This is a genomic window from Stenotrophomonas geniculata ATCC 19374 = JCM 13324 (assembly GCF_001431625.1).
Lineage (GTDB): Bacteria > Pseudomonadota > Gammaproteobacteria > Xanthomonadales > Xanthomonadaceae > Stenotrophomonas > Stenotrophomonas geniculata.
On record NZ_LLXT01000156.1, the window covers coordinates 1 to 20083 of the forward strand.

Genomic DNA, 20083 nt, shown 5'->3' on the forward strand with positions numbered 1-20083 from the left:
CCCAGGGACGGGTTTACGGCGCCCCCTGCGCAACCCACCCTCCCGGCCAGCCCTCAGTAGCCAAGCGCTCTCCGCGACCACCCCGAGGGGCTTCGCCGTTGGCTGGATATCCAGATACCCCGTAAACGAAAACGCCCCGGCGCAGGGCCAGGGCGTCTTCGTGGATCAGGTCAGGCTGGAATCAGAACTCCTGCCAGTCTCCGTCGGCCAGTTCGGTGGCCATCGGGCGACCACCCGCGGTGCGCCGGGCCGGCGGTGCGACCGGTGCCGGAGCGACCGGCGCCGTGGCGCGCGGGGCAGGGGCAGCGACGACGCGCGGGGCGGCCACGACCTCGGCTTCGTCCACCACGAAGATCGACACGGCCTCGCTGAGGTGGCCGGCCTGTTCTTCCATCGCGCGGGCGGCGGCGGTGGCTTCTTCCACCAGTGCAGCGTTCTGCTGGGTGGTCTCGTCCATCTGCACCACGGTCTGGTTGACCTGCTCGATGCCGGCGCTCTGTTCCTGCGAAGCCGCAGAGATCTCGGCCATGATGTCGGTCACGCGCTGCACCGAGGCGACGATCTCGCCCATGGTGGCGCCGGCCTTGTGTACCAGGGCCGAGCCGTCGTTGACCTTGCCAACGGAGTCGTCGATCAGGCCCTTGATCTCCTTGGCGGCAGCGGCCGAGCGCTGGGCGAGGGTGCGCACCTCGCTGGCGACCACGGCGAAACCACGTCCCTGTTCACCGGCACGTGCGGCTTCCACGGCGGCGTTCAGTGCCAGGATGTTGGTCTGGAACGCGATGCCGTCGATGACCGAGATGATTTCGGCGATCTTCTTCGACGAGGCTTCGATGGCCGACATGGTGGTGACCACCTGGCCGACCACTTCACCGCCCTGCGAGGCGACGCCATGCGCGCCGATCGCGAGCTGGTTGGCCTGGCGGGCGTGTTCGGCGTTCTGGCGCACGGTGGAGGTCAGTTCCTCCATCGAGGCAGCGGTTTCTTCCAGGTTGGCAGCCTGCTGTTCGGTACGGCGCGACAGGTCGCTGTTGCCCGAGGCGATTTCGCCGGCGGCCGAGCTGATCGCACGGCTGGACTGCTTGATGCGGGTGACGATCTCGCTCAGCTGCGCGGCCGTGGCGTTGGCGTCGTCGCGCATGCGGGCGAACACGCCCTGGTAGTCGCCCTGCATGCGCACGGTCAGGTCACCCTGCGACAGCGCGGCGAGCAGGCCGGAGATCTGTTCGATGCTGCCGGCATTGGCGTCCAGCAGGCCGTTGATCTGCTGGGCCAGCTGCAGGAAGAAGCCTTCCTTGTCGCTGGAATCGATGCGGCCGGACAGGTCGCCGGCGGCTGCCTGGGCGATCACGCGCGCCACTTCGGCTTCCACCTGCGCTTCCTGGGTACGGTCGCGCCATTCCACCACGTAGCCGACGGTGTCGCCGCCTTCATTGCGGATGGTAGAGACCACCTGGGCGAACTGGGCATCGCCGTACTGCATCGGGCGACGGGCGACGCCGTGTGCCTTCAGGTTACCCAGCAGGGTCTGGTCCATTTCACCGCGGTGTTCAAGCACGGTGACCGGCTTGCCGATCAGCGAGGCCTGGGCGTCGAAGTCCGGCAGGTCGCGGCGCACTTCGTCCTGGTACTGGCTCAGGGTCTGCTGCAGGGCGCGGTTGCTGTAGACGATGGTGTTGCTGGTGTCGGTCAGGTACACGCCGGTCGAGCTGTAATCCAGCGCGGTACGGATGCGCAGGTTCTCGCGCGCCACGGCCTGGTCGGTTTCGATGCGCTCGCGCAGGTCGCGCTGCATGCGCTGCATGGCCTGCATCAGTTCGCCCACTTCATCCTGGCGGCTGACGTCGATGTGGCCATCGAGCTTGCCGCCGGCCACGTCGTTGGCAACCGACACGGCGCCGCGCACGCTGCCGACCAGGGCGCGGGCGAACAGCCAGACCAGCACCAGGCCGAGCGCGGCGCCGCCCAGCAGGGCGATCACGGTCAGCACGGCCGAGGCGGAATACGTGGAGGCGGCCTGTTCGCGCGACGCGCGGGCGAGGCGGTTGTCTTCGGCGATCAGCGCTTCCAGCGCCGCGGCGGCCTTGCGGTGCTTGGTGCGGGTTTCGCCGACGAAGGTATCGATGGCGTCGTCCGGCAGGTCCAGTTCCAGCATCTCGGTGACGCTGTCATAGGAGGCCAGGGCGTCCTTCCACTCCTTGGCGAAGGTGTCGAACAGCTTCTTCTGCTGCGCGTTGTCGACCAGGGTCGGATACTCCTTGATCGACTTGTCCATGCTCGCGCGCAGCTCGACGCCCTGCTTGCGTGCATCCGCCTTGACGTCGTCGCTGGCGCGGATCAGCTGCTGGTAGGCGGCGTTGCGGTATTCACCCAGCATGCCGCGCATCTCGCCGGCCATGCGGATGCTCTCCATGCGAGAACCCGCCAGCTCGGTGGTGACATTGTTCAGCGAATGCAGGCCACGATAGGCGACGATGCCCTGCAGCAACATCACCAGCAGGAGGACGCCGAAGGTCAGCAGCAGCTTCGGCATCAGTTTGAGGTTGTTGATCCACGGCATGGGCGTTGCGATCTCCTAAGGCAGACGCGTCCGGGCGTCGGGCCCGGTTGCAGCAGAAACCACGCCGGCACCAGGTCCGGCGTGGTTCGACGGACAGCGGATTACTTGATGTTGGCCAGCTTCAGGCCGGCCGGCGAGCTGACTTCGATTTCCGCGCGCGAGGCGTCGCGCTGGATCTTGCCGATCACGCAGACGGTCTTGCCTTCCAGGGTTTCCAGCGGGAAGGAGAACTTGCCGCGGTTCTCGCCGGCGATGCGCGCCGAGAAGGTGTGGCGCGGGAAGGCGCCGCCCATGTACAGGAAGGTCGGCTGGCCTTCGGAACCTTCTGCGTAGCGGGCCTTCTCGACCTTGCCGCAGACCATGCCGTCCTTGCCGACCGAGCGCGGTGCCAGTTCCGGCGGGATCATGTCGGCCGACTGGGCAAACGCGGCGGAAGCGGTGGTGGCCAGGACAGCGGCCGAAACGAACGCAAGCAGGGACTTCATCGAGGTGTATCTCCGGGGATGGTGATGGTCGTTCCGGTTCTGCGCGCTCCTGCGCGACCGGCTTCTGTCCCCCTATCGGCACTGCCGGAGGGAACTGAAGGGTTGTGTGACCAGAACGTGAAGCAGGTCCGCTTGATCAGGCGGCGGCGTCTTCAACGACGTTGGCCTGGCCCATGTCGGCGCTGTCCAGCAAGGTCTCGATGTCGAGCAGGATCAGCATGCGGTCGTCCTGCGTGCCGATGCCGGAGATGAAGCGGGTATCGACGGCGGCGCCGAATTCCGGGGTCGGGCGGATCTGTTCGGCCGACAGCGGGATCACGTCCGAGACGCTGTCGACCACGATGCCGACCACTCGGTCGTCGACGTTCAGCACGATCATCACGGTGAAGGCGTCGTAGCGGGCGTCGTCCAGGCGCAGCTTCAGGCGCAGGTCGATGACCGGGACGATGGTGCCGCGCAGGTTGATCACGCCCTTGATGTAGTCCGGTGCATCCGGCACCCGGGTGACCGCGTCATAGCCGCGGATTTCCTGCACCTTGAGGATGTCCACGCCGTAGTGCTCGGCACCGAGGGTGAAGCTGAGGAATTCGCCACCGGCGCTGGCGGTGGAGCTGGTCTTGTCGTTCATCGAGGGGTCCTGGTTCTGCCGGAAGTCCCGGTGTCAGGCTCGATATCGGCCCCTCGTCGGGGGACTTTAGGTGTGGGCCCCGCGTTGTCGCGAGGTTGCCGGCCAGCGGCCGGCACTACCGGTTGGACGAGCCCTACAGCTCGCCGTTGCGGCGCGCCTTGCGCTGGCGGTCGATGCGGAAGATATAGCGTTGGATGGCGCTGTCGGCGCCACGTGGCAGGATGTCGAAGCGCATGCCCACGCGCTTGATCTCGATGCCGTTGGGTTGGAGCTGCGGCAGCAGGTTGCAGACGACCAGCTCGATCTCCAGGTCCGGGCCGTCGGGCAGCGACAGCACCGCCGGGTAGCGCTTCTGCAGGCTGAACACCGCGCAGTCGGTAGGCACGGCCACCGCCAGGCCGCCACCACTGATGTCAACCACCCGCATCGACAGCGCTTCGGCACGGCTCTCGCCGGCAGGGACCAGCAGCTGGGGCGAATCGGTGACGGGCGTCTCCAGCCGGTACATCTCACGTCGCTGCAGATGGACCAGCTCGTCCGGCAGAGGGGCGCGGAAGGCGACGTGGCCGTCATTGTCCACACGCTGCAGTGCCTGCAGGCGGAACCGCACCAGCACGCGTTCGAGCTGGGCGAAGCACAGCAGATGATCGGCCTGTTCGGCGGCGCGGTTGGACGCCTCCTGCGGGCTGCCATCGAGCAGCAGGGTGTCTTCGTCCTCGTCGAGCTCAAGCAGCGCGGTCGGGAACGAGCGGTCGCGGCCGTCGATATGCGCATTGATCAGTGATCGCTGGTCGATCAGCGATCGCAGCAGCTGCCGCAGCTGGCGCGGATTACGGACCAGGAAACGTTCGTCAGCGGCGTCAGCCGCGTGGACATCATGCACTGCAGTGTCGTTGCCGTCGGACATGGAATCTACGGTCAGGGGCGGGCGCCAGCACGCGTTGGCGCGAGGCTCGATGGGGATATCGGCCACTGTGCCGGATTATGAAGTGAGAATTGCATCACTTTCCATGCGTCCGGGGTCGGATCCCCTTCCCGAAGGAAAGGGATCCGACCCCGGGTACATCAGAACTCCTGCCAGTCGCCGTCTGCGGCCAGCGCCGGCTGGGCTGTCGCGGTGCGCAGCGTACGCGCCGGGACCGGCTTTGCGGCCGGTGCGGCGGCTGCAACCTGGCGCGGTACCGGTGCCGCCAGCGGGCGTGCCGGGATGGCCGTCGTGCCCTGTGATGCCAGCCGGAAGCGGGCCACGGCTTCACCCAGCTGCACGGCCTGGTCTTCCATTGCACGCGCGGCGGCGGTGGCTTCCTCCACCAGCGCGGCGTTCTGCTGGGTGGCCTCGTCCATCTGCACCACGGTCTGGTTGACCTGCTCAATGCCGGCCGACTGTTCCTGCGAAGCAGCGGAAATCTCGGCCATGATGTCGGTCACGCGCTGCACCGAGGCCACGATCTCGCCCATGGTGCTGCCGGCCTGGTGGACCAGGCTGGAGCCCTCGGCAACCTTGCCGACCGAATCATCGATCAGGCCCTTGATCTCCTTGGCGGCAGCCGCCGAGCGCTGGGCGAGGGTGCGCACTTCGCTGGCGACCACGGCGAAGCCGCGGCCCTGTTCACCGGCACGCGCGGCTTCCACGGCGGCATTCAGCGCCAGGATGTTGGTCTGGAACGCAATGCCGTCAATGACGCTGATGATCTCGGCGATCTTCTTCGACGAGGCTTCGATGGCGGACATGGTGGTGACCACCTGGCCGACGACTTCACCGCCCTGCGAGGCGACGCCATGGGCACCGATGGCGAGCTGGTTGGCCTGGCGGGCGTGCTCGGCGTTCTGACGCACAGTGGAGGTCAGTTCCTCCATCGAGGCAGCGGTCTCTTCCAGGTTGGCGGCCTGCTGCTCGGTACGGCGCGACAGGTCGCTGTTGCCCGATGCAATCTCACCGGCGGCCAGGGTGATGCTGCCAGCGCTGGCCTGGATCTGGCCGACGATCTGGGTCAGCTGGGTGACGGTGGTGTTGGCGTCGTCACGCATGCGCGCGAACACGCCGTTGAACTGGCCGTCCATGCGTGCGGTCAGGTCGCCGGCGGCGATCGACTGCAGCAGCTGCGAGAGCTGGCCGAGGTTGCCGTCGGCCACCTGCATCATGCTGTTGAGCTGCTCGATCATCACGCGGAAATCGTGATCGAAACGCTGCGCATCACCGCGCTGGCTGAAGTCGCCGGCGGCAGCGGCAGAGGCCAGCTGCTGGATCTGCGTGTTGATGGCCAGCAGGCTGGCCTTGGCCGCATCCATCGACTCGTGCAGGATCGCGCGGCTGCCGGGCAGGCGGCGTGCGTCCGGGGTCAGATTGCCGGTGGCGTACTGGTTGAGTACTTCAATGGCATCGACGATTGCATCGAGGTGTTCGAAGATCACCGTGTTGATGCCGTTGGCCAGCTGGCCATAGACGCCCGGGAAGTCTTCGGGAATGCGGTGGCTGATGTCCGGGCCGGCATGCATCTGGGCCATCAGCTGGGTCTGCTCGCTGAAGCGGCGCAGCATCGCGGTCATCTCCGCGGTGGCGGCCAGCATCTTGCCGGCCTCGTCCTTGCTGGTGGCCTGGGTGCTGACGCTGAGGTCGCCGCGGGAAACTGCCTGGATGGCATGCACGGCCTTGCCCAGCGGACCGGTGACCGCGCGCGAGATGACGATGGCCAGCGCGGCGGCCACCAGTGACAGCAGTACGATGCAGCCGATGATGGCGATCATACTGTTGCGATGGGTGGCGTTGGCGTCGGCGATCTTGCCGTCCATCTGCCCGGCGATGTGGGTGCCCAGTGCCTTCATTGCAGCGAACAGGTCGCGACGTGCCGGGCGCGACTGCTCGTCGGAGATCTGCTGCGCCAGGGCGCCGTCACCGGCGGTCACGGCGTCGCGCATCGCCTTGTTGGCGGCGAAGTAGCGATCCAGCTGCGTGCTGGCCGCGCGATAGAGTTCGCGCTCCTTCTCCAGCGCCGGCAGCGCCGAGTACGCCGCCAGTTCGTCATGCACGGCTTTGGCGGTGTCGTCCATGCGCTTGTTGTAGTCGGCGACCTTCTCCGGCTGGTCCAGCATGCTCAGCTGGGCCAGTTCGTAGGTACGGAACTCACCGAGCTGCGAGCGCGCCTCGCCCAGGTGCTGGACGGAGGGGATATCGTTGCCGGCCATCTCGCGCAGCTGCGCGTTGGCTTCGCTCAGGCGCAGCAGGGCGAACGCGCCGAGGACCAGGGTCATCAACGTGGTGAGGGTGAACCCCACGGCCAGCTTGCGGGCGATGGGCAGATCTTGGAACCACTTCATGCAGGGTGCTCCAGGTGGGCAGAGTGCCGGCGTCTGTGCGCCGGTTTGGGGGTGGTTGCAGAGCGAACGGTGGTGCCCGGTGGGGGTTCGGTGACGGCCGTCAAAGCGAAATAGCGGCGCAGTCCGGATGGACTTTATGGACGCAGATCACATTCGGTTGCGTAGGGATGACGGCGCGAAAGCGTTGCAGCGACGCGGCTTCGCTTGGATGAAGTGGTTACGCCCGCAGCCATCGTGTCGACGGAGTTCACGATTTGGTATCGGGGTGCCGTCCCGCGATCAGATCCCTTTCCTGCGGAATGGAATCTGATCCCACTGGCAGGGCGAACACAAACAGAAACCGCCGCCCCGAAGGGCGGCGGTCCAGTACGCGCCTGCAACGTAGATCAGGCGGCCTGCGGCATCCGCAGCGAACGCACCAGCCCGCCGATGTCGACGATCAGGGCCACGCGGCCATCGCCGAGGATGGTGGCACCGGACACCCCGCCGATGCGGCGGTAGTTGTTCTCGATGTTCTTCACCACCACCTGCTGCTGGCCGACCAGCTCGTCCACTTCCAGCGCGATCTTCTGGCCATCGCCTTCGACCACGACCACCAGCGATTCGCTGCCCGGCGCACGGTTGCCGTAGCCGTAGTATTCGCTCAGCGACAGGATCGGCAGGTACTCGCCACGTACGCGCAGCACGCGGCCTTCGCCGGCCATGCTGCGGATGTCCTCGGCCTGCGGCTGCAGGGCCTCAAGCACATAGGCCAGCGGCAGGATCAGGGTTTCGCCCGCGACTGCCACGGTCATGCCATCGAGGATGGCCAGGGTCAGCGGCAGGCGGATCAGCGTGCGGGTGCCGTTACCAAGGCTGCTTTCGATCTGCACCTCGCCACCCAGCGCCTGGATGTTGCGGCGGACCACATCCATGCCGACGCCACGGCCGGACAGGTCGGTGACTGCATCGGCGGTGGAGAAACCAGGCTGGAAGATCAGGTCCCAGACCTGCGAATCGGTAGGGTTGTCCGGCACTGCCAGGCCGCGTTCGTGGGCTTTGGCCAGGATCTTGGTGCGGTCCAGGCCGCGGCCGTCGTCGCTGACTTCGATGACGATGTGGCCGCCCTGATGCGAGGCTGCCAGGGTGATGGTGCCGGTTTCGTCCTTGCCCGCGCCGCGACGCACGTCCGGCATCTCCAGGCCGTGGTCGATCGAGTTGCGCACCAGGTGCACCAGCGGGTCGGCGATCTTTTCGATCAGGCCCTTGTCCAGTTCCGTGCCTTCACCGACGGTGCGCAGGCGGACCTGCTTGCCAAGGCGGCTGGACAGGTCGCGGACCAGGCGCGGGAAGCGGCGGAACACCGCATCGACCGGCAGCATGCGCACGCCGATCACGGCTTCCTGCAGGTCGCGGGTATTGCGTTCCAGCTGGTCCAGGCCGGCGAACAGGCTCTCGGCGTGGACCGGGTCCAGTGCGTGCGAGACCTGCTTGAGCATGGCCTGGGTGATGACCAGTTCGCCGACCAGGTTGATCAGCGCATCGACCTTGTCGACGCTGACTCGGATCGAGGTTTCGGCTTCCTGGCTGGCGCCGCCGCTGGTGGCGGGCGCAGCAGGCGCCGCCGGTACGACGGCAGCCGGTGTGGAAGGGGCGGTTGCAAGGGGCGCCTGTGTAGCCAGGCTCGGCGGTGCGGCCGGACGGATGTCCAGTTCGCAGTCGTCCAGTACCCAGGCGAAGGTGTCTTCGATCTTGCTGCGCGGCACCTTGCCGACCAGGCCCAGATCCCACGCCAGATGGGCCTCGAGCGGGTCGAGCTGGGCGAAGCCCGGCAGGCGTTCCATGCGCGCGGCGACCTGCAGCGAACCGAGATGCTCCAGTTCGCGGATGATGCGCAGCGGGTCGTTGCCGCTCATGAACAGCGACGGTGCCGGGGTGAAGCCGATCTGCCAGGCTTCCGGCGTATCGTCCACCTTGGCCGCGACGGCAGCGGGGGCGCTCGGTGCGGCCTGGCCGGAAAGGACCGCTTCCAGGCGCGCCTTCACCGCAGCGACTGCAGCCGGATCGGCAGCCTGGCCGTGTTCGGCTTCGCGAAGCAGGGCGCGCAGCACGTCCACCGAGGACAGCATGGCGTCGACCGCGTGGCCTTCCAGCGCCCGCTTGCCGGCACGCAGTTCATCGAGCAGCGTTTCCAGCACGTGGGTCAGGCCGGCGATCGTATCGAAGCCGAAGGTGCCGGCGCCGCCCTTGATCGAGTGGGCGGCGCGGAACACCGAATTGATGATCTCCGCGTCCTGCTGCCCCGATTCCAGGGCCAGCAGGCCAGCCTCCATCGCGTCGAGGCCTTCGCGGCTCTCCTCGAAGAAGGTGGCGTGGAAGCGTTGCAGGTCCATGCTCATGGCAGTGGTGGTCCGGAAGCGAAGAGGGGGAGCGGTGGCGGGCGATCAGCCCAGCACTTTCTGCACGGTGGCGACCAGCTGTTCGGGATTGAACGGCTTGACCAGCCAGCCGGTGGCGCCGGCGGCCTTGCCTTCGGACTTCTTGTCGGCGGCCGATTCGGTGGTCAGCATCAGCAGCGGGGTGAACTTGTAGTCCGGCAGCTGGCGCAGTTCGCGGATCAGCGCGATGCCGTCCATGTTCGGCATGTTGACGTCGGTGACCACCGCATTGAAGCGCTGGCCCTTGGCGCGACCGAGCGCGACCGCGCCGTCTTCGGCTTCTTCGACGGCAAAACCGGCCGAGGTGAGGGCGAAGGAAACCATCTGGCGCATCGACGCCGAATCGTCCACCACCAAGATACGTGCGCTCATGCAGCGTTCTCCACAGATTTCAGGTTGTCATGGGTTACGTCCAGGCCCAGGGCCTGGGTGACGCCCAGCAGGCGCGCGGCGTCACGGAAGGTTGCAGTGCAACCGTGGAAGCCGGTGCCGAGACCTGCCTCGCGGCGGGCCTGCACGAACGCACACAGCACCTGCACGGCGGCCGTGTGGATGCGGGCGACCTGGCTTGCATCCAGGGTCAGCTCGCCTGCCTGCGCCACCAGCGGGGCGAGGCGGTTCTTGAGCTCGGTGGTGCTCTCGATGCCGAGATCCCCACCCAGTTCGACAGTGCTCATCGTTGCTCCGGACAAACGGTTCCGTGATCCATAACGGCACCCCGGCGGGGTTCTTTAGGGGAATCGACGCGGTGCGTCCCCGACAGGCAACGCGTCGGCGCAAAGCGCCGACTCAGCTCAACAGCCGCGTGGCATCCAGCAGGATCATCGGGCGCTGGCTGACCCGGGCGACGCCGCGGAACAGGTCGTTGGAGATCTGGCAGATGCGCGCGGTATCGGGCGGTTCGATCTGCGAATCGGTGAGGTTGGCGACATCTTCCACCGCCGACACGCGCAGGCCGATGGTCTCGCCGTCTTCTTCCAGGACCACGATACGGGTCTGTGAGTCGTCTTCGGCGGCCGCGGCTCCAAGGTGCAGGCCCAGATCCATCACCGGCACGACCTGGCCGCGCAGGTTCATGATGCCGAGCATGGCCGGTGCGGTGCCGCGCAGCGGCAGCAGCGGCACCGGCAGCACCACTTCCTGCACCTTCAGCAGTTCCAGTGCATAGGCCTGGGTGCCGCAGCGCAGGCGCAACCAGCGCGAGGTGCGCTCGCCGGCGCGTCGGTTCTGCGGATGCGGACTGCTGGCGGGCCGATGTGCCTGTGCCTGCAGTTCCTGCCAGCTGTTCGGACGGTTGCCTGCTGGCGCGTCCACGGCCACGCGCGGTGGCGGCGCGGCATCGGTGCGTGCCGCTGGAGCGGGTGCTGCGACTACGGCCGGTGGTGGCGCAGGAACGTCCTCGCCGCCTGCTGCGGCCTCGAATGCAGCCTGCAGGCCGGGGCTGTCGGTGTGGGCGAGGCGATGGCTGTCGGCCGTATCGGTCTCGTAGATCACTTCGTCCGGCAGATCGTCCCAGGTGGGTTCCGGACCTGCCTTGGCGGCAGCCGGAGCGGGGGGCGTCTCGTGGATCACCTCGTCAGGCAGGTCATCCCAGGTCGGTTCGCGCTCGGGAGCGGCGACAGGCATTGCGGCGGCCTCGAAGGCGGCTTCCAGTGCTGCGTCGTCCTCTGCCGGGGCAGCAGCAAAAGTCTCCGTTTCGTAGATCACCTCGGCCGGCAGGTCGTCCCAGGTCGGCTCGCGTTCGGCGTCCGCTGCAATCGCCGGGCACGCTTCGTCGCTTGCCGGCGGCGGTGCAGCCGGTGGCGCCACGGCGATCGCTTCGCCCAGCAGTTCGTCCAGATAGTCGTCCAGTACGCCGGTGCTGTTCATGCGGCCTGCTCCAGGGCGCGGGCATCCTCGCCGAGGATCCAGTTCAGGGCGCGGCGGTAGGCAGCCAGGCCGCGGCCCGGGTAGTCCTCACCAACGCTTGGCAGGGTCAGGCCGGCGGCGTTGCTGATGCGGGTGTCGATGGGAATGGCGTCTTCCCACACGCGGGTGCCGTGACGATCCTGCATCGTGCGCAGCGATTCGTTGCCGGCGCGGGTGCGGCGGTCGAACAGGGTGGGCAGAATCGAGATCGGCAGCGGGCGGCGGCGCGAGCGCTCGACCATCTCGCCGGTGCGGACCATCCCCTCCAGGCCATGCAGAGCCAGCGGCTCGGCCTGGGTGGGAATGATCAGGCGGTCGGCCGCGGCCAGTGCGTTGATCATCAACAGACCGAGGGTGGGTGCGCAGTCCAGCAGGATGTAGTCGTGCTGCCCCTGATGGCGGGCAAGCGCGTTCTGCAGGGCCAGGCCGAGGCCGGGCTGGTTGGCGCTGCGGCGTTCCAATGTGGCCAGCGCGGATTGTGCACAGACATAGTCCAGGCCATGGATGCTGCTGGCATGGCACAGGCTGGAAAGATCGGCCGGCGGTGCGCCGAACAGTTCCAGCACGCCGGCCGGCGGCGGATCGACCGGCACGCCGAAGGCGCGGCTGAGCGAGGCGTGCGGATCGAGGTCGATCAGCAGCACGCGATGGCCAAGCGCGGCCAGGCCACGGCCGAGGGCGAGGGTGGTGGTGGTCTTGCCGACTCCGCCCTTCTGGTTGGCGACTGCCCAGATGCGCATCGGTTTACTCCTTCATTGCCGGGGGAACGGCGGCGCCGACGCGGCTGCCAGCCGGCACCGGCGGCAACTTCACCGGTGCGATGGGGGAGGTGGGGGCGCTGGCCGGAGTTGCGGCGGCCTGTTCGGTAGCGGTGCTGTCGGTGGCGCCGGTGGCTGCGTTCAGGCGCTGGCCGAGCGGGTCCACCGAATGCGAGGTGTCGGCCAGGATGATGACCATCACCCGACGGTTGCGGTTGCGGCCCTGGGCGCTGTCGTTCTCTTCGCGCGGGCGGAACTGGCCGTAGCCGACCATCGCCAGCCGCGACGGCTGCACGCCCTGGTCGGCGAACAGATGTACCACGCTGGCGGCGCGTCCGGCCGACAGCTCCCAGTTCGACGGGAAGGTGGCGGTGGCGATCGGCACGTTGTCGGTGTGCCCTTCCACGCGCACGCTGTTGGGCACGTCACGCAGCACCTCGGCCAGGCTGGCCAGGGTCTGCCGCGCATGCACGTCCAGCGCGGCCGAGCCGGTCGGGAACAGGATGTCGCTGTTGATCTCGACTTCGATCCACAGCTCGGTGCGGCGCACGCTGATCATGCCGCGGTCGATCAGCGGCGCCAGTGCGGCGGTGAGGCGGTCGGCGATGCTGTTGAGCTGGCGCTCGGCGCGCGCGATCTGCTCCTGGTTGTGCACCGACACCGGCATGCGCATCTGCGAGGCCATCGACGGCAGCAGGGTCGGGTCGTGCGACGGTGCAGGCGCGGAGGGCCCGATCTTGGTGCCGGACTTGATCACCGAGGGGCTGTCCCAGCCGCCACCCTGCACCTGTTTGTTACCCACCTGCACCGGATTGATGGTGCGCGGTGCGCCACCGAAGGCATCGGTGAGTGCGTCGGCCATGATCCGGTACTTGCCCTCGTTGACCGAGGAGATCGCGTACATGACCACGAAGAAGGCGAGCAGCAGCGTCATCAGGTCGGCATAGGGGATCGCCCATGCTTCGTGGTTGGCGTGCTCTTCGTGGTGCTTGCGGCGGGCCATGTCAGTGCAGGAAGCCGGAGAGGTTGGTTTCGATGTTGCGCGGGTTCTCGCCCTGTGCGATCGAGATCAGGCCTTCGATGACCATCTCGCGGTCGCGGGTGTTGTGCGAGATGACACTCTTGAGCTTGGCGGCCACCGGCAGGAACAGCAGGTTGGCCGAGGCGATGCCGTAGATGGTGGCGGTGAACGCGGCAGCGATGCCGTGGCCGAGCTTGCTCGGGTCGGCCAGGTTCTTCATCACCGCGATCAGGCCGAGCACGGCGCCGATGATGCCAAGGGTCGGTGCGTAGATGCCCATCGCTTCAAAGACCTTGGCGCCGGCCTGGTCCTGATGCTCCTGGCTGCCCAGTTCGATTTCCAGCATGTGCCGCATCGATTCGGGTTCAACGCCGTCGACCAGCAGCTGCAGGCCCTTGCGCAGGAACGGGTCCTGCTGCGCTTCCACCTGCGACTCCAGGCCCAGCAGGCCCTGGCGGCGGGCGATGTTGCTCCACTCGACGATCTGCTGGATCAGTTCGCGGCGATCGCTGTGCGGTGGGCGCACGACCCAGCGCACGATCTTGAACGCATGCTTGAACACTGCCGGCGAGGTATGCAGCAGGATCGCGGCGACGGTGCCGACGATGACAATCACGAACGCGGCAGGCGACCACAACGACGCCAGGCCGGCGCCCTTGAGGATGCTCCCACCGACCAGCGAGGCCAGGGCGAGAAAGAGTCCAATGAGGCTGAGTCTATCCATGGTTCCGGTATCGGCGTGTATGAATGGGACTTGAGACACCGGTAGATCGCGTACAGACGGTAGTCACAGTTTTCGGGTCGCCGGGCAGGGCCCGGCGGGGGTCATCGCAGCCCGTCCACATCCAGGATCAAGGCCATGCGACCATCGCCGATCAAGGTTGCACCGGCATAACCGCGCAGGCCGCGCAGGGCTTTCGGCAGCGGCTTGATGACCACTTCCTCCCGCCCACGCACCTGGTCCACGACCAGCCCGAAGCGCGCTTCGCCGGCCTGCAGCACCACGATGGTCAGCAGGGGCGAGGCGGCGGGCGTCACATCCAGCCACTGGCGCAGATCGACCAGCGGCAGGGTGTGGGAGCGCCGATCGAGCACGGCACGGCCATCGAACCAGCCCAGCGACGTGCGCGGTGCGTGCAGCACTTCCATCACGCGCGCCAGCGGTAGCGCGTAGACGTCCTCACCGGCCTGAACCAGCAGGGTCGGCAGGATCGCCAGGGTCAGCGGCACGCGGATCAGGAAGCGGCTGCCACGGCCCAGCTCCGACTGGATCTGGATCTGGCCGCTCAGTTCGCGGATGCGTGACTGCACCACGTCCATGCCGACGCCGCGGCCGGAGATGTCGGTGACCTGCTGCTTGGTCGAGAAGCCGGGCAGGAACACCAGGTGCAGGCATTCCTCGCTGCTCAGGCGCGCGGCCGCTTCCGGATCGATCAGGCCCTTCTCGCGTGCCTTGGCGCGCAGCTTTTCGGGGTCGATGCCGGCGCCATCGTCCTGCACCTCGATGCTGACGTAGTCACCTTCCTGCTGCGCCGACAGCCGCACGTGGCCCATCCGCGGCTTGCCCTGCGCCTCGCGCAGGTCGGGCATTTCCACGCCATGGTCGATGGCGTTGCGGACCAGGTGCACCAGCGGGTCGGCCAGCGCTTCGACCAGGTTGCGGTCGAGCTCGGTCTCGGCGCCGATCAGTTCCAGGTCCACTTCCTTCTTCAGCGAGCGGGCGACGTCGCGGGCCACCTTGGGGAAGCGGGAGAAGACCTTGCCCACCGGCTGCATGCGGGTACGCATCACCGCCGATTGCAGGCGGGCCGTGGCGATGTCCAGGGTGGACACGGCGCGGTCCAATTCTTCATCGCGCAGGCGTGCACGCAGGGTCTTGAGCCGATTGCGTGACAGCACCAGTTCGCCGATCAGGTTGACGATCGCGTCCAGGCGCTTGGTGTCTACGCGTACGGTATGTTCGGCCTCGGCCAACGGCTTGGCGGCCGGCTTTGCCACCGGTGCCGGTGCGGCGACCGGGCGCGGGGCCGCAGCCGGCGCCGGTGCCATGGCGGCAGCAGGCTTGGTGCCCGGTGCGGCGCCACCGTGCAGCTGGTCGAGCAGGGCTTCGAACTCGTCTTCGCTGATCAGTCCGTCGTCGGCCTTCTTCGCCGGTGCAACCGCGGTCGGCGCGTTGCCACCATGCAGCTGGTCGAGCAGGGCCTCGAATTCGTCGTCGGTGATCAGGTCGCTGCCACCTGCGGCGGGTGCTGCTGCGGCGGCGGGTGCCGCCACGGCACCGCCGTGTACGTCGAACTGGGCGATCAGGTCCGGCGGTGCATAGCCCGGCTCGGTGCCGGAGGAAACTGCATCCAGCATCGACTGCAGGTAGTCCAGCGATTGCTGGGCCGCGTCGAAGTGATGGGCCTGCAGCACCGCCTGGCCGGCACGCGCGGCGCCCAGCGCTTCTTCAGCGGCATGGCACAGCTCGACCATGGCGGTGACGCCGAGGAATCCGGCGCCGCCCTTGAGCGTGTGATAACCGCGGAACACCGCGTTGAGCTGATCGCTGTCCTGCGGTGCCTGCTCCAGCGACACCAGCTGTTCGCCGAGGCGATCCAGGATTTCCTGTGCCTCGATGATGAAATCGGCAGTGATGTCGTCGGATACCGCGCTCATGCTTACAGCCCCAGATCCGACAACAGGTCGTCGGCGTCGTTCTGCGAGACCGCGTGGCGGTCCAGTCCCTTCAGTGCCGGCCCGGCCAGTTCCGGGTCGGTGCGATGCTGTTCCGGTGGCAGGCCGAGTGCGCCGAAGCCTTCGTGCACGCGGCGGACGATGCCCACCACGCGACGGATGATCTGCCCGGTCAGGTCCTGGTAGCTCTGGGTCAGGGCGATCTCGGTCAGGTTGTGGCGGATGCGCTCGAGCTGCGCGTCCTGGCCCGGCTGCAGGCCTTCGGCGCGCAGCTGTTCGGTCAGGCTGCGGCATTCCTCGGCCAGGTCCAGGGTGCGGTGCGTGGCCTGTTCGGTCATCGCCACCACGTGGTCCAGGCGCGCGCAGGCATCGTCCAGTTCCCCGGCTTCGCTCGGCACGGTCGGCAGTTCACCCAGCGCCTGCCCCAGTTCGCGGGCCAGCCGCGAGAGCCCACTCATCATCGGCTGCGTGCGCAGCGCGACCAGTCCGTCGATGCGCTGCCGCCAGGCGGCTTCGTCACCGGACTCGAGTGCGTCCAGGGCCTCCTGCAGGCGCAGGGCGAGGGCGCTCTTGTCGACCGTGGTATCCATCAGGCGCTGGCCGCCAGGCGTTCGAAGATCTTGCCGAGCTTCTCTTCCAGCGTCTGCGCGGTGAACGGCTTGATGATGTAGCCGTTCACGCCGCTCTGGGCGGCTTCGATGATCTGTTCACGCTTGGCTTCCGCGGTGACCATCAGCACCGGCAGGGTCTTCAGCTTGGCATCGGCACGGATCGCCTTGAGCAGCTCGATGCCGGTCATCACCGGCATGTTCCAGTCGGTGACCACGAAATCGAACGGCTGGCTCTGCAGCAGCGACAGCGCGGCATGCCCGTCCTCGGCTTCGGCGGTATTGGTGAAGCCCAGATCGCCCAGCAGGTTCTTGACGATTCGACGCATGGTCGAGAAGTCGTCGACGATCAGGATGCGCATGTTCTTGTTCAAAGCAGAATTCCTTTGTTGTTCATTCCGGACGGCCGGGGGCAGCCGCCTCGGGGATGTTCATTCTTCGAGGCCGGCGTCGGCGGCCTCGAACAGCTTCAGCCGGCCACGCAGGCGCAGTACCGCCTGGCCGTGGATCTGGCAGACCCGCGACTCGCTCACGCCGAGCACCGCGCCGATCTCCTTCAGGTTCAGTTCCTGCTCGTAGTACAGCGAGAGCACCAGCTGTTCGCGCTCGGGCAGATGGCCGATGGCCTTGCCCAGCTCGCGGCCGAACTCGCCGCGCTCCAGCACCTGCTGCGGGGTCGGGCCGCCCTGGGCCACGGTGTCCAGCTCGCCCTGGTCCTCGATGCGCGATTCAAGACTCAGCACCTGGCCACGGGCAGCGTCTTCCATCAGCCGCAGGTACTCGGGCAATGGCATCTCCATCGCGGCGGCCACTTCGGTGGCGCTGGCGGCACGGCCACTGCTCTGTTCCAGGCGGCGGATGGTGGCGGCGGCATCACGTGCACGGCGGTGCACCGAGCGCGGCACCCAGTCGCCACGGCGGATCTCATCGATCATCGAACCGCGGATGCGGATCGAGGCGTAGGTCTCGAACGAAGCCCCCTGGTCGGCGTCATAGCTGCGCGAGGCTTCGATCAGTCCCATCATGCCGGCCTGGATCAGGTCGTCGACCTCGACGCTCGCCGGCAGGCGTGCGGCCAGGTGGTGGGCGATGCGCCGCACCAGGTCCGAATGCTGGGCGATGACCTCGTTGGCCGCCGTGCGCTGGACTTCCCGGTACTGGGCTGCGCCTTTCATGCGGCCACCCCGCGCTGCTTGAGGATGCGTTCGAGGAAGAACTCGACGCCGCCGCGCGGTTCGGTCGGCGCCTGCCAGCGTGCGGTGCGACGGGCAATCTCGGTGATCGCCAGCGCGGCCGGGCTGGACGGGTAGGCCTTTACCACTGGCTGCTGGCGCTGCACCGACAGGCGCAGCCAGTCATCCTGCGGCACACAGCCCAGATAGTTCAGCGAGACATCGGCAAGGAACTTCTCGCAGACCCGGGTCAGCTTTTCATACAGCACGCGGCCCTCGTTCGGGTCGCGCACCATGTTGGCCACCACCTGGATGCGGTCCACGCCGCGTTCGCGCGACAGCACCTTGATCAGCGCATAGGCGTCGGTGATCGAGGCCGGCTCGTCACAGACCACCACCACGGTGTCCTGCGCGGCCTGGCAGAAGGTCAGCACGCCATCGGTGATGCCGGCGGCGGTGTCGACCACCATGATGTCCAGTTCGCGTTCCAGTTCGGAGAACACGTTGACCAGGCCGACGTGCTCGGCCGGGGCCAGCTCGGCCATGTGGCGGCGACCGGACGCGGCCGGGACCACCAGCACGCCGTTCGGGCCTTCGACGATGACGTCATCCAGCGTGCAGCGGCCGGCGACCAGATCGGCCAGGGTAAAGGTGGGGTTCAGGCCCAGGATCACGTCGATGTTGGCAAGGCCAAGGTCGGCGTCCAGCAGCAGCGTGCGCTTGCCCATGCCGGCCAGCGCCACGGCCAGGTTGGCCGAAACGTTGGTCTTGCCCACGCCGCCCTTGCCGCCAGTGACGGCAATGGTGCGCACAGGGCCGAGCGGCTCGCTGCGGGTGGCCGACAGCGGGAAGGTCTTGGTCAGCTTGGCGTACTCACGCGACGGCATGGTTCAACTCCGGGTTGCAGGGCATATCGGCCGCGCGGCGCAAATCTTCAAGGCGAAGTACGAGATTGGCCGCACTGGCCCGGTGCAGGTCCTCCGGAACGTCCTGGCCATCGGTCACCCAGGTGATCGGCAGGGCATGGTCCACGGCCACCGACAGGGCGTTGCCGAAGCGGCCGGTCTCGTCCAGCTTGCTCAGCACCAGACCCTGCAGGTTGGCGGCGCCGAAGCGGCGGACCACCTCGTCCATGTCGCCGAAGCTGGTATTGGCCGGCAGCACCAGCAGGGTGCGCACCTGGCGGGCGGCACGCAGCCACTGCAGCTGGGCGGCCAGCGCGCGGTCGCGCGGGCCCAGGCCGGCGGTGTCGATCAGCACCAGCTTGTAGTCCTTCAGGCGTTCCAGCAGCTGGTCCAGGTCGGTGCCACTGTTGGCCTCGTGCACCGCGATGCCGAGCTGGCGGCCGTAACCGTACAGCTGCTCGCGGGCACCGATGCGGGTGGTGTCGGTGGTGACCAGGGCCACATCACGCGGCGCGTGCTTCTCGGCGAAGCGCGAGGCCAGCTTGGCGATGGTGGTGGTCTTGCCGGCGCCGGTCGGGCCCACCAGGGCGATCACGCCACCTTCTTCCAGCGGGTCGACCGGGGCGATCGGCAGCTTGCGCGAAATCAGCCCCAGCATCAGGCCGCGGCCACGGTGGGCTTCGGTCTCCAGCGGGATCTGCATGGCCACGTCGCGGGCCAGGCCGGCGTCGAAACCGTACTCGTCCATCAGGTCCAGCGCGGTGGCGCGCACCGGGCAGCCACGCAGGCGCTCGTCGGTGAAGCGGTTCATCTCGCGCTCGATCACCTGGCGCATGCCGGCCACTTCCTGGCGCAGCTGGCGGATCTCGGCGTCGTCCTGGGCGACCACGGTCAGCACCGGGGCCGGGGCGAGGGTGGGCTCCGGCGAGGTTTCGATGACGGCGTCGGCCACTGCCGGTTCGCTGGCGGCGATCTCCGGCTGTGCTTCGGTCGGAGCCGCGCCCGGCAGCGGCGGCGGCTGCACGGCGGGGGCCGCGCTTTCGTGATGCATCTCGTGCGGCGGGTCGATCTGGAAGCGGGCACGGTTGGCTGGCGCGCTGGCGGCCGGTGCCGGTGCCGGTGCAACGATGGCCTCGGCGAACGGGGCGAAGATCTGTTCGGGCAGCGCCGGTTCGTTGACGGCAGCGCGGGCCAGGGTCGCGGCGAAGCCGGTGCTGCCGCGGGTCGGCACGATCTCGTCGGCGCTGTCCAGGGTACGGCCGGTGGCACCGACCGCGGCGCGGGCGAGGGCGGCCACGGCCGAGGTGGTCGCGGCAACCGGTTCCGGAGCGGGGGTGTTGCTGCGACGGCGGGTGACTGCGGCAATGACGGCATCGGCGGCGGTGCGCGGCTTGGGTGCCGGCGGCGGAGCGACGTCACGGCGCGAGGCTTCCAGTGCACGCTGCACGGCGCTCTCGTCATAGTTCGCGGCGGCGACGATCTCGATGCCTTCCTCGATCCGGCGGTTGGACAGGATCACGGCGTCAGGACCATGTTCCTTGCGCACCAGGTTCATGGCCGAGCGCATGTCGGCGGCGACGAATCGTTTGATTTTCATGCTGTGGTCACGGGACGAAGACGGCGGGGTGGC

18 protein-coding genes are annotated in these 20083 nt (G+C 67.8%); all 18 read right to left on the reverse strand.

The annotated features are described in order from the left end of the window. Positions 1-181: 181 nt before the first annotated feature. Positions 182-2560: a methyl-accepting chemotaxis protein gene (locus tag ARC63_RS20975; protein ID WP_057504310.1), complete on the reverse strand. Its 2379-nt coding sequence runs from the start codon at positions 2558-2560 to the stop codon at positions 182-184. Positions 2561-2661: 101 nt separating this feature from the next. Then, positions 2662-3045 (reverse strand): hypothetical protein, encoded by a 384-nt coding sequence (locus ARC63_RS20980; RefSeq protein WP_010482470.1) that lies wholly within the window; start codon positions 3043-3045, stop codon positions 2662-2664. Positions 3046-3181: 136 nt separating this feature from the next. Then, positions 3182-3673: a chemotaxis protein CheW gene (locus tag ARC63_RS20985; protein WP_010482468.1), complete on the reverse strand. Its 492-nt coding sequence runs from the start codon at positions 3671-3673 to the stop codon at positions 3182-3184. A 133-nt stretch (positions 3674-3806) separates the two neighbouring features. Beyond that, complete coding sequence (locus ARC63_RS20990) at positions 3807-4580, reverse strand: flagellar brake protein (RefSeq protein ID WP_057504321.1); 774 nt, start codon at positions 4578-4580, stop codon at positions 3807-3809. Positions 4581-4738: 158 nt separating this feature from the next. Next, entirely contained in the window at positions 4739-6988 is a 2250-nt protein-coding gene (locus ARC63_RS20995) for a methyl-accepting chemotaxis protein (RefSeq protein WP_057504311.1), read from the reverse strand. A 386-nt stretch (positions 6989-7374) separates the two neighbouring features. Next, positions 7375-9366 carry a chemotaxis protein CheA gene (locus tag ARC63_RS21000; protein ID WP_057504312.1) on the reverse strand — a complete coding sequence of 664 codons (1992 nt, stop codon included), beginning with the start codon at positions 9364-9366 and terminating at the stop codon, positions 7375-7377. A 45-nt stretch (positions 9367-9411) separates the two neighbouring features. Continuing rightward, complete coding sequence (locus ARC63_RS21005; RefSeq protein WP_005409521.1) at positions 9412-9777, reverse strand: response regulator; 366 nt, start codon at positions 9775-9777, stop codon at positions 9412-9414. Next, complete coding sequence (locus ARC63_RS21010) at positions 9774-10082, reverse strand: STAS domain-containing protein (protein WP_014037092.1); 309 nt, start codon at positions 10080-10082, stop codon at positions 9774-9776. The genes ARC63_RS21005 and ARC63_RS21010 overlap by 4 nt, the downstream gene beginning before the upstream one ends. A 112-nt stretch (positions 10083-10194) precedes the next feature. Then, on the reverse strand, positions 10195-11274 hold the full coding sequence (locus ARC63_RS21015; RefSeq protein ID WP_057504313.1) for a chemotaxis protein CheW: 1080 nt from the start codon (positions 11272-11274) through the stop codon (positions 10195-10197). Continuing rightward, positions 11271-12053 carry a ParA family protein gene (locus ARC63_RS21020; protein WP_019338560.1) on the reverse strand — a complete coding sequence of 261 codons (783 nt, stop codon included), beginning with the start codon at positions 12051-12053 and terminating at the stop codon, positions 11271-11273. Before ARC63_RS21020 ends, ARC63_RS21015 begins: the two co-directional genes overlap by 4 nt. Positions 12054-12057: 4 nt before the next feature. Beyond that, the gene (gene motD / locus ARC63_RS21025; RefSeq protein WP_019338561.1) at positions 12058-13074 is read right to left on the reverse strand and encodes a flagellar motor protein MotD; all 1017 of its coding nucleotides are present in this window, start codon (positions 13072-13074) and stop codon (positions 12058-12060) included. Position 13075: 1 nt separating this feature from the next. Beyond that, positions 13076-13816 carry a flagellar motor protein gene (locus tag ARC63_RS21030; RefSeq protein ID WP_010482457.1) on the reverse strand — a complete coding sequence of 247 codons (741 nt, stop codon included), beginning with the start codon at positions 13814-13816 and terminating at the stop codon, positions 13076-13078. Between the two features lie 101 nt (positions 13817-13917). Next, a complete protein-coding gene (locus tag ARC63_RS21035) occupies positions 13918-15750 on the reverse strand; it encodes a chemotaxis protein CheA (protein WP_010482456.1) in 1833 nt (610 codons plus the stop codon). Positions 15751-15752: 2 nt separating this feature from the next. Then, positions 15753-16358: a protein phosphatase CheZ gene (locus ARC63_RS21040; protein ID WP_010482455.1), complete on the reverse strand. Its 606-nt coding sequence runs from the start codon at positions 16356-16358 to the stop codon at positions 15753-15755. Beyond that, complete coding sequence (cheY, locus tag ARC63_RS21045) at positions 16358-16750, reverse strand: chemotaxis response regulator CheY (protein WP_006365466.1); 393 nt, start codon at positions 16748-16750, stop codon at positions 16358-16360. The genes ARC63_RS21040 and cheY overlap by 1 nt, the downstream gene beginning before the upstream one ends. 57 nt (positions 16751-16807) lie before the next feature. Beyond that, on the reverse strand, positions 16808-17551 hold the full coding sequence (locus ARC63_RS21050; protein ID WP_010482450.1) for an RNA polymerase sigma factor FliA: 744 nt from the start codon (positions 17549-17551) through the stop codon (positions 16808-16810). Next, positions 17548-18435: a MinD/ParA family ATP-binding protein gene (locus ARC63_RS21055; protein WP_010482449.1), complete on the reverse strand. Its 888-nt coding sequence runs from the start codon at positions 18433-18435 to the stop codon at positions 17548-17550. The genes ARC63_RS21050 and ARC63_RS21055 overlap by 4 nt, the downstream gene beginning before the upstream one ends. Beyond that, positions 18422-20050 (reverse strand): flagellar biosynthesis GTPase FlhF, encoded by a 1629-nt coding sequence (gene flhF, locus ARC63_RS21060; RefSeq protein WP_049412716.1) that lies wholly within the window; start codon positions 20048-20050, stop codon positions 18422-18424. The genes ARC63_RS21055 and flhF overlap by 14 nt, the downstream gene beginning before the upstream one ends. Between the last annotated feature and the right edge of the window lie 33 nt (positions 20051-20083).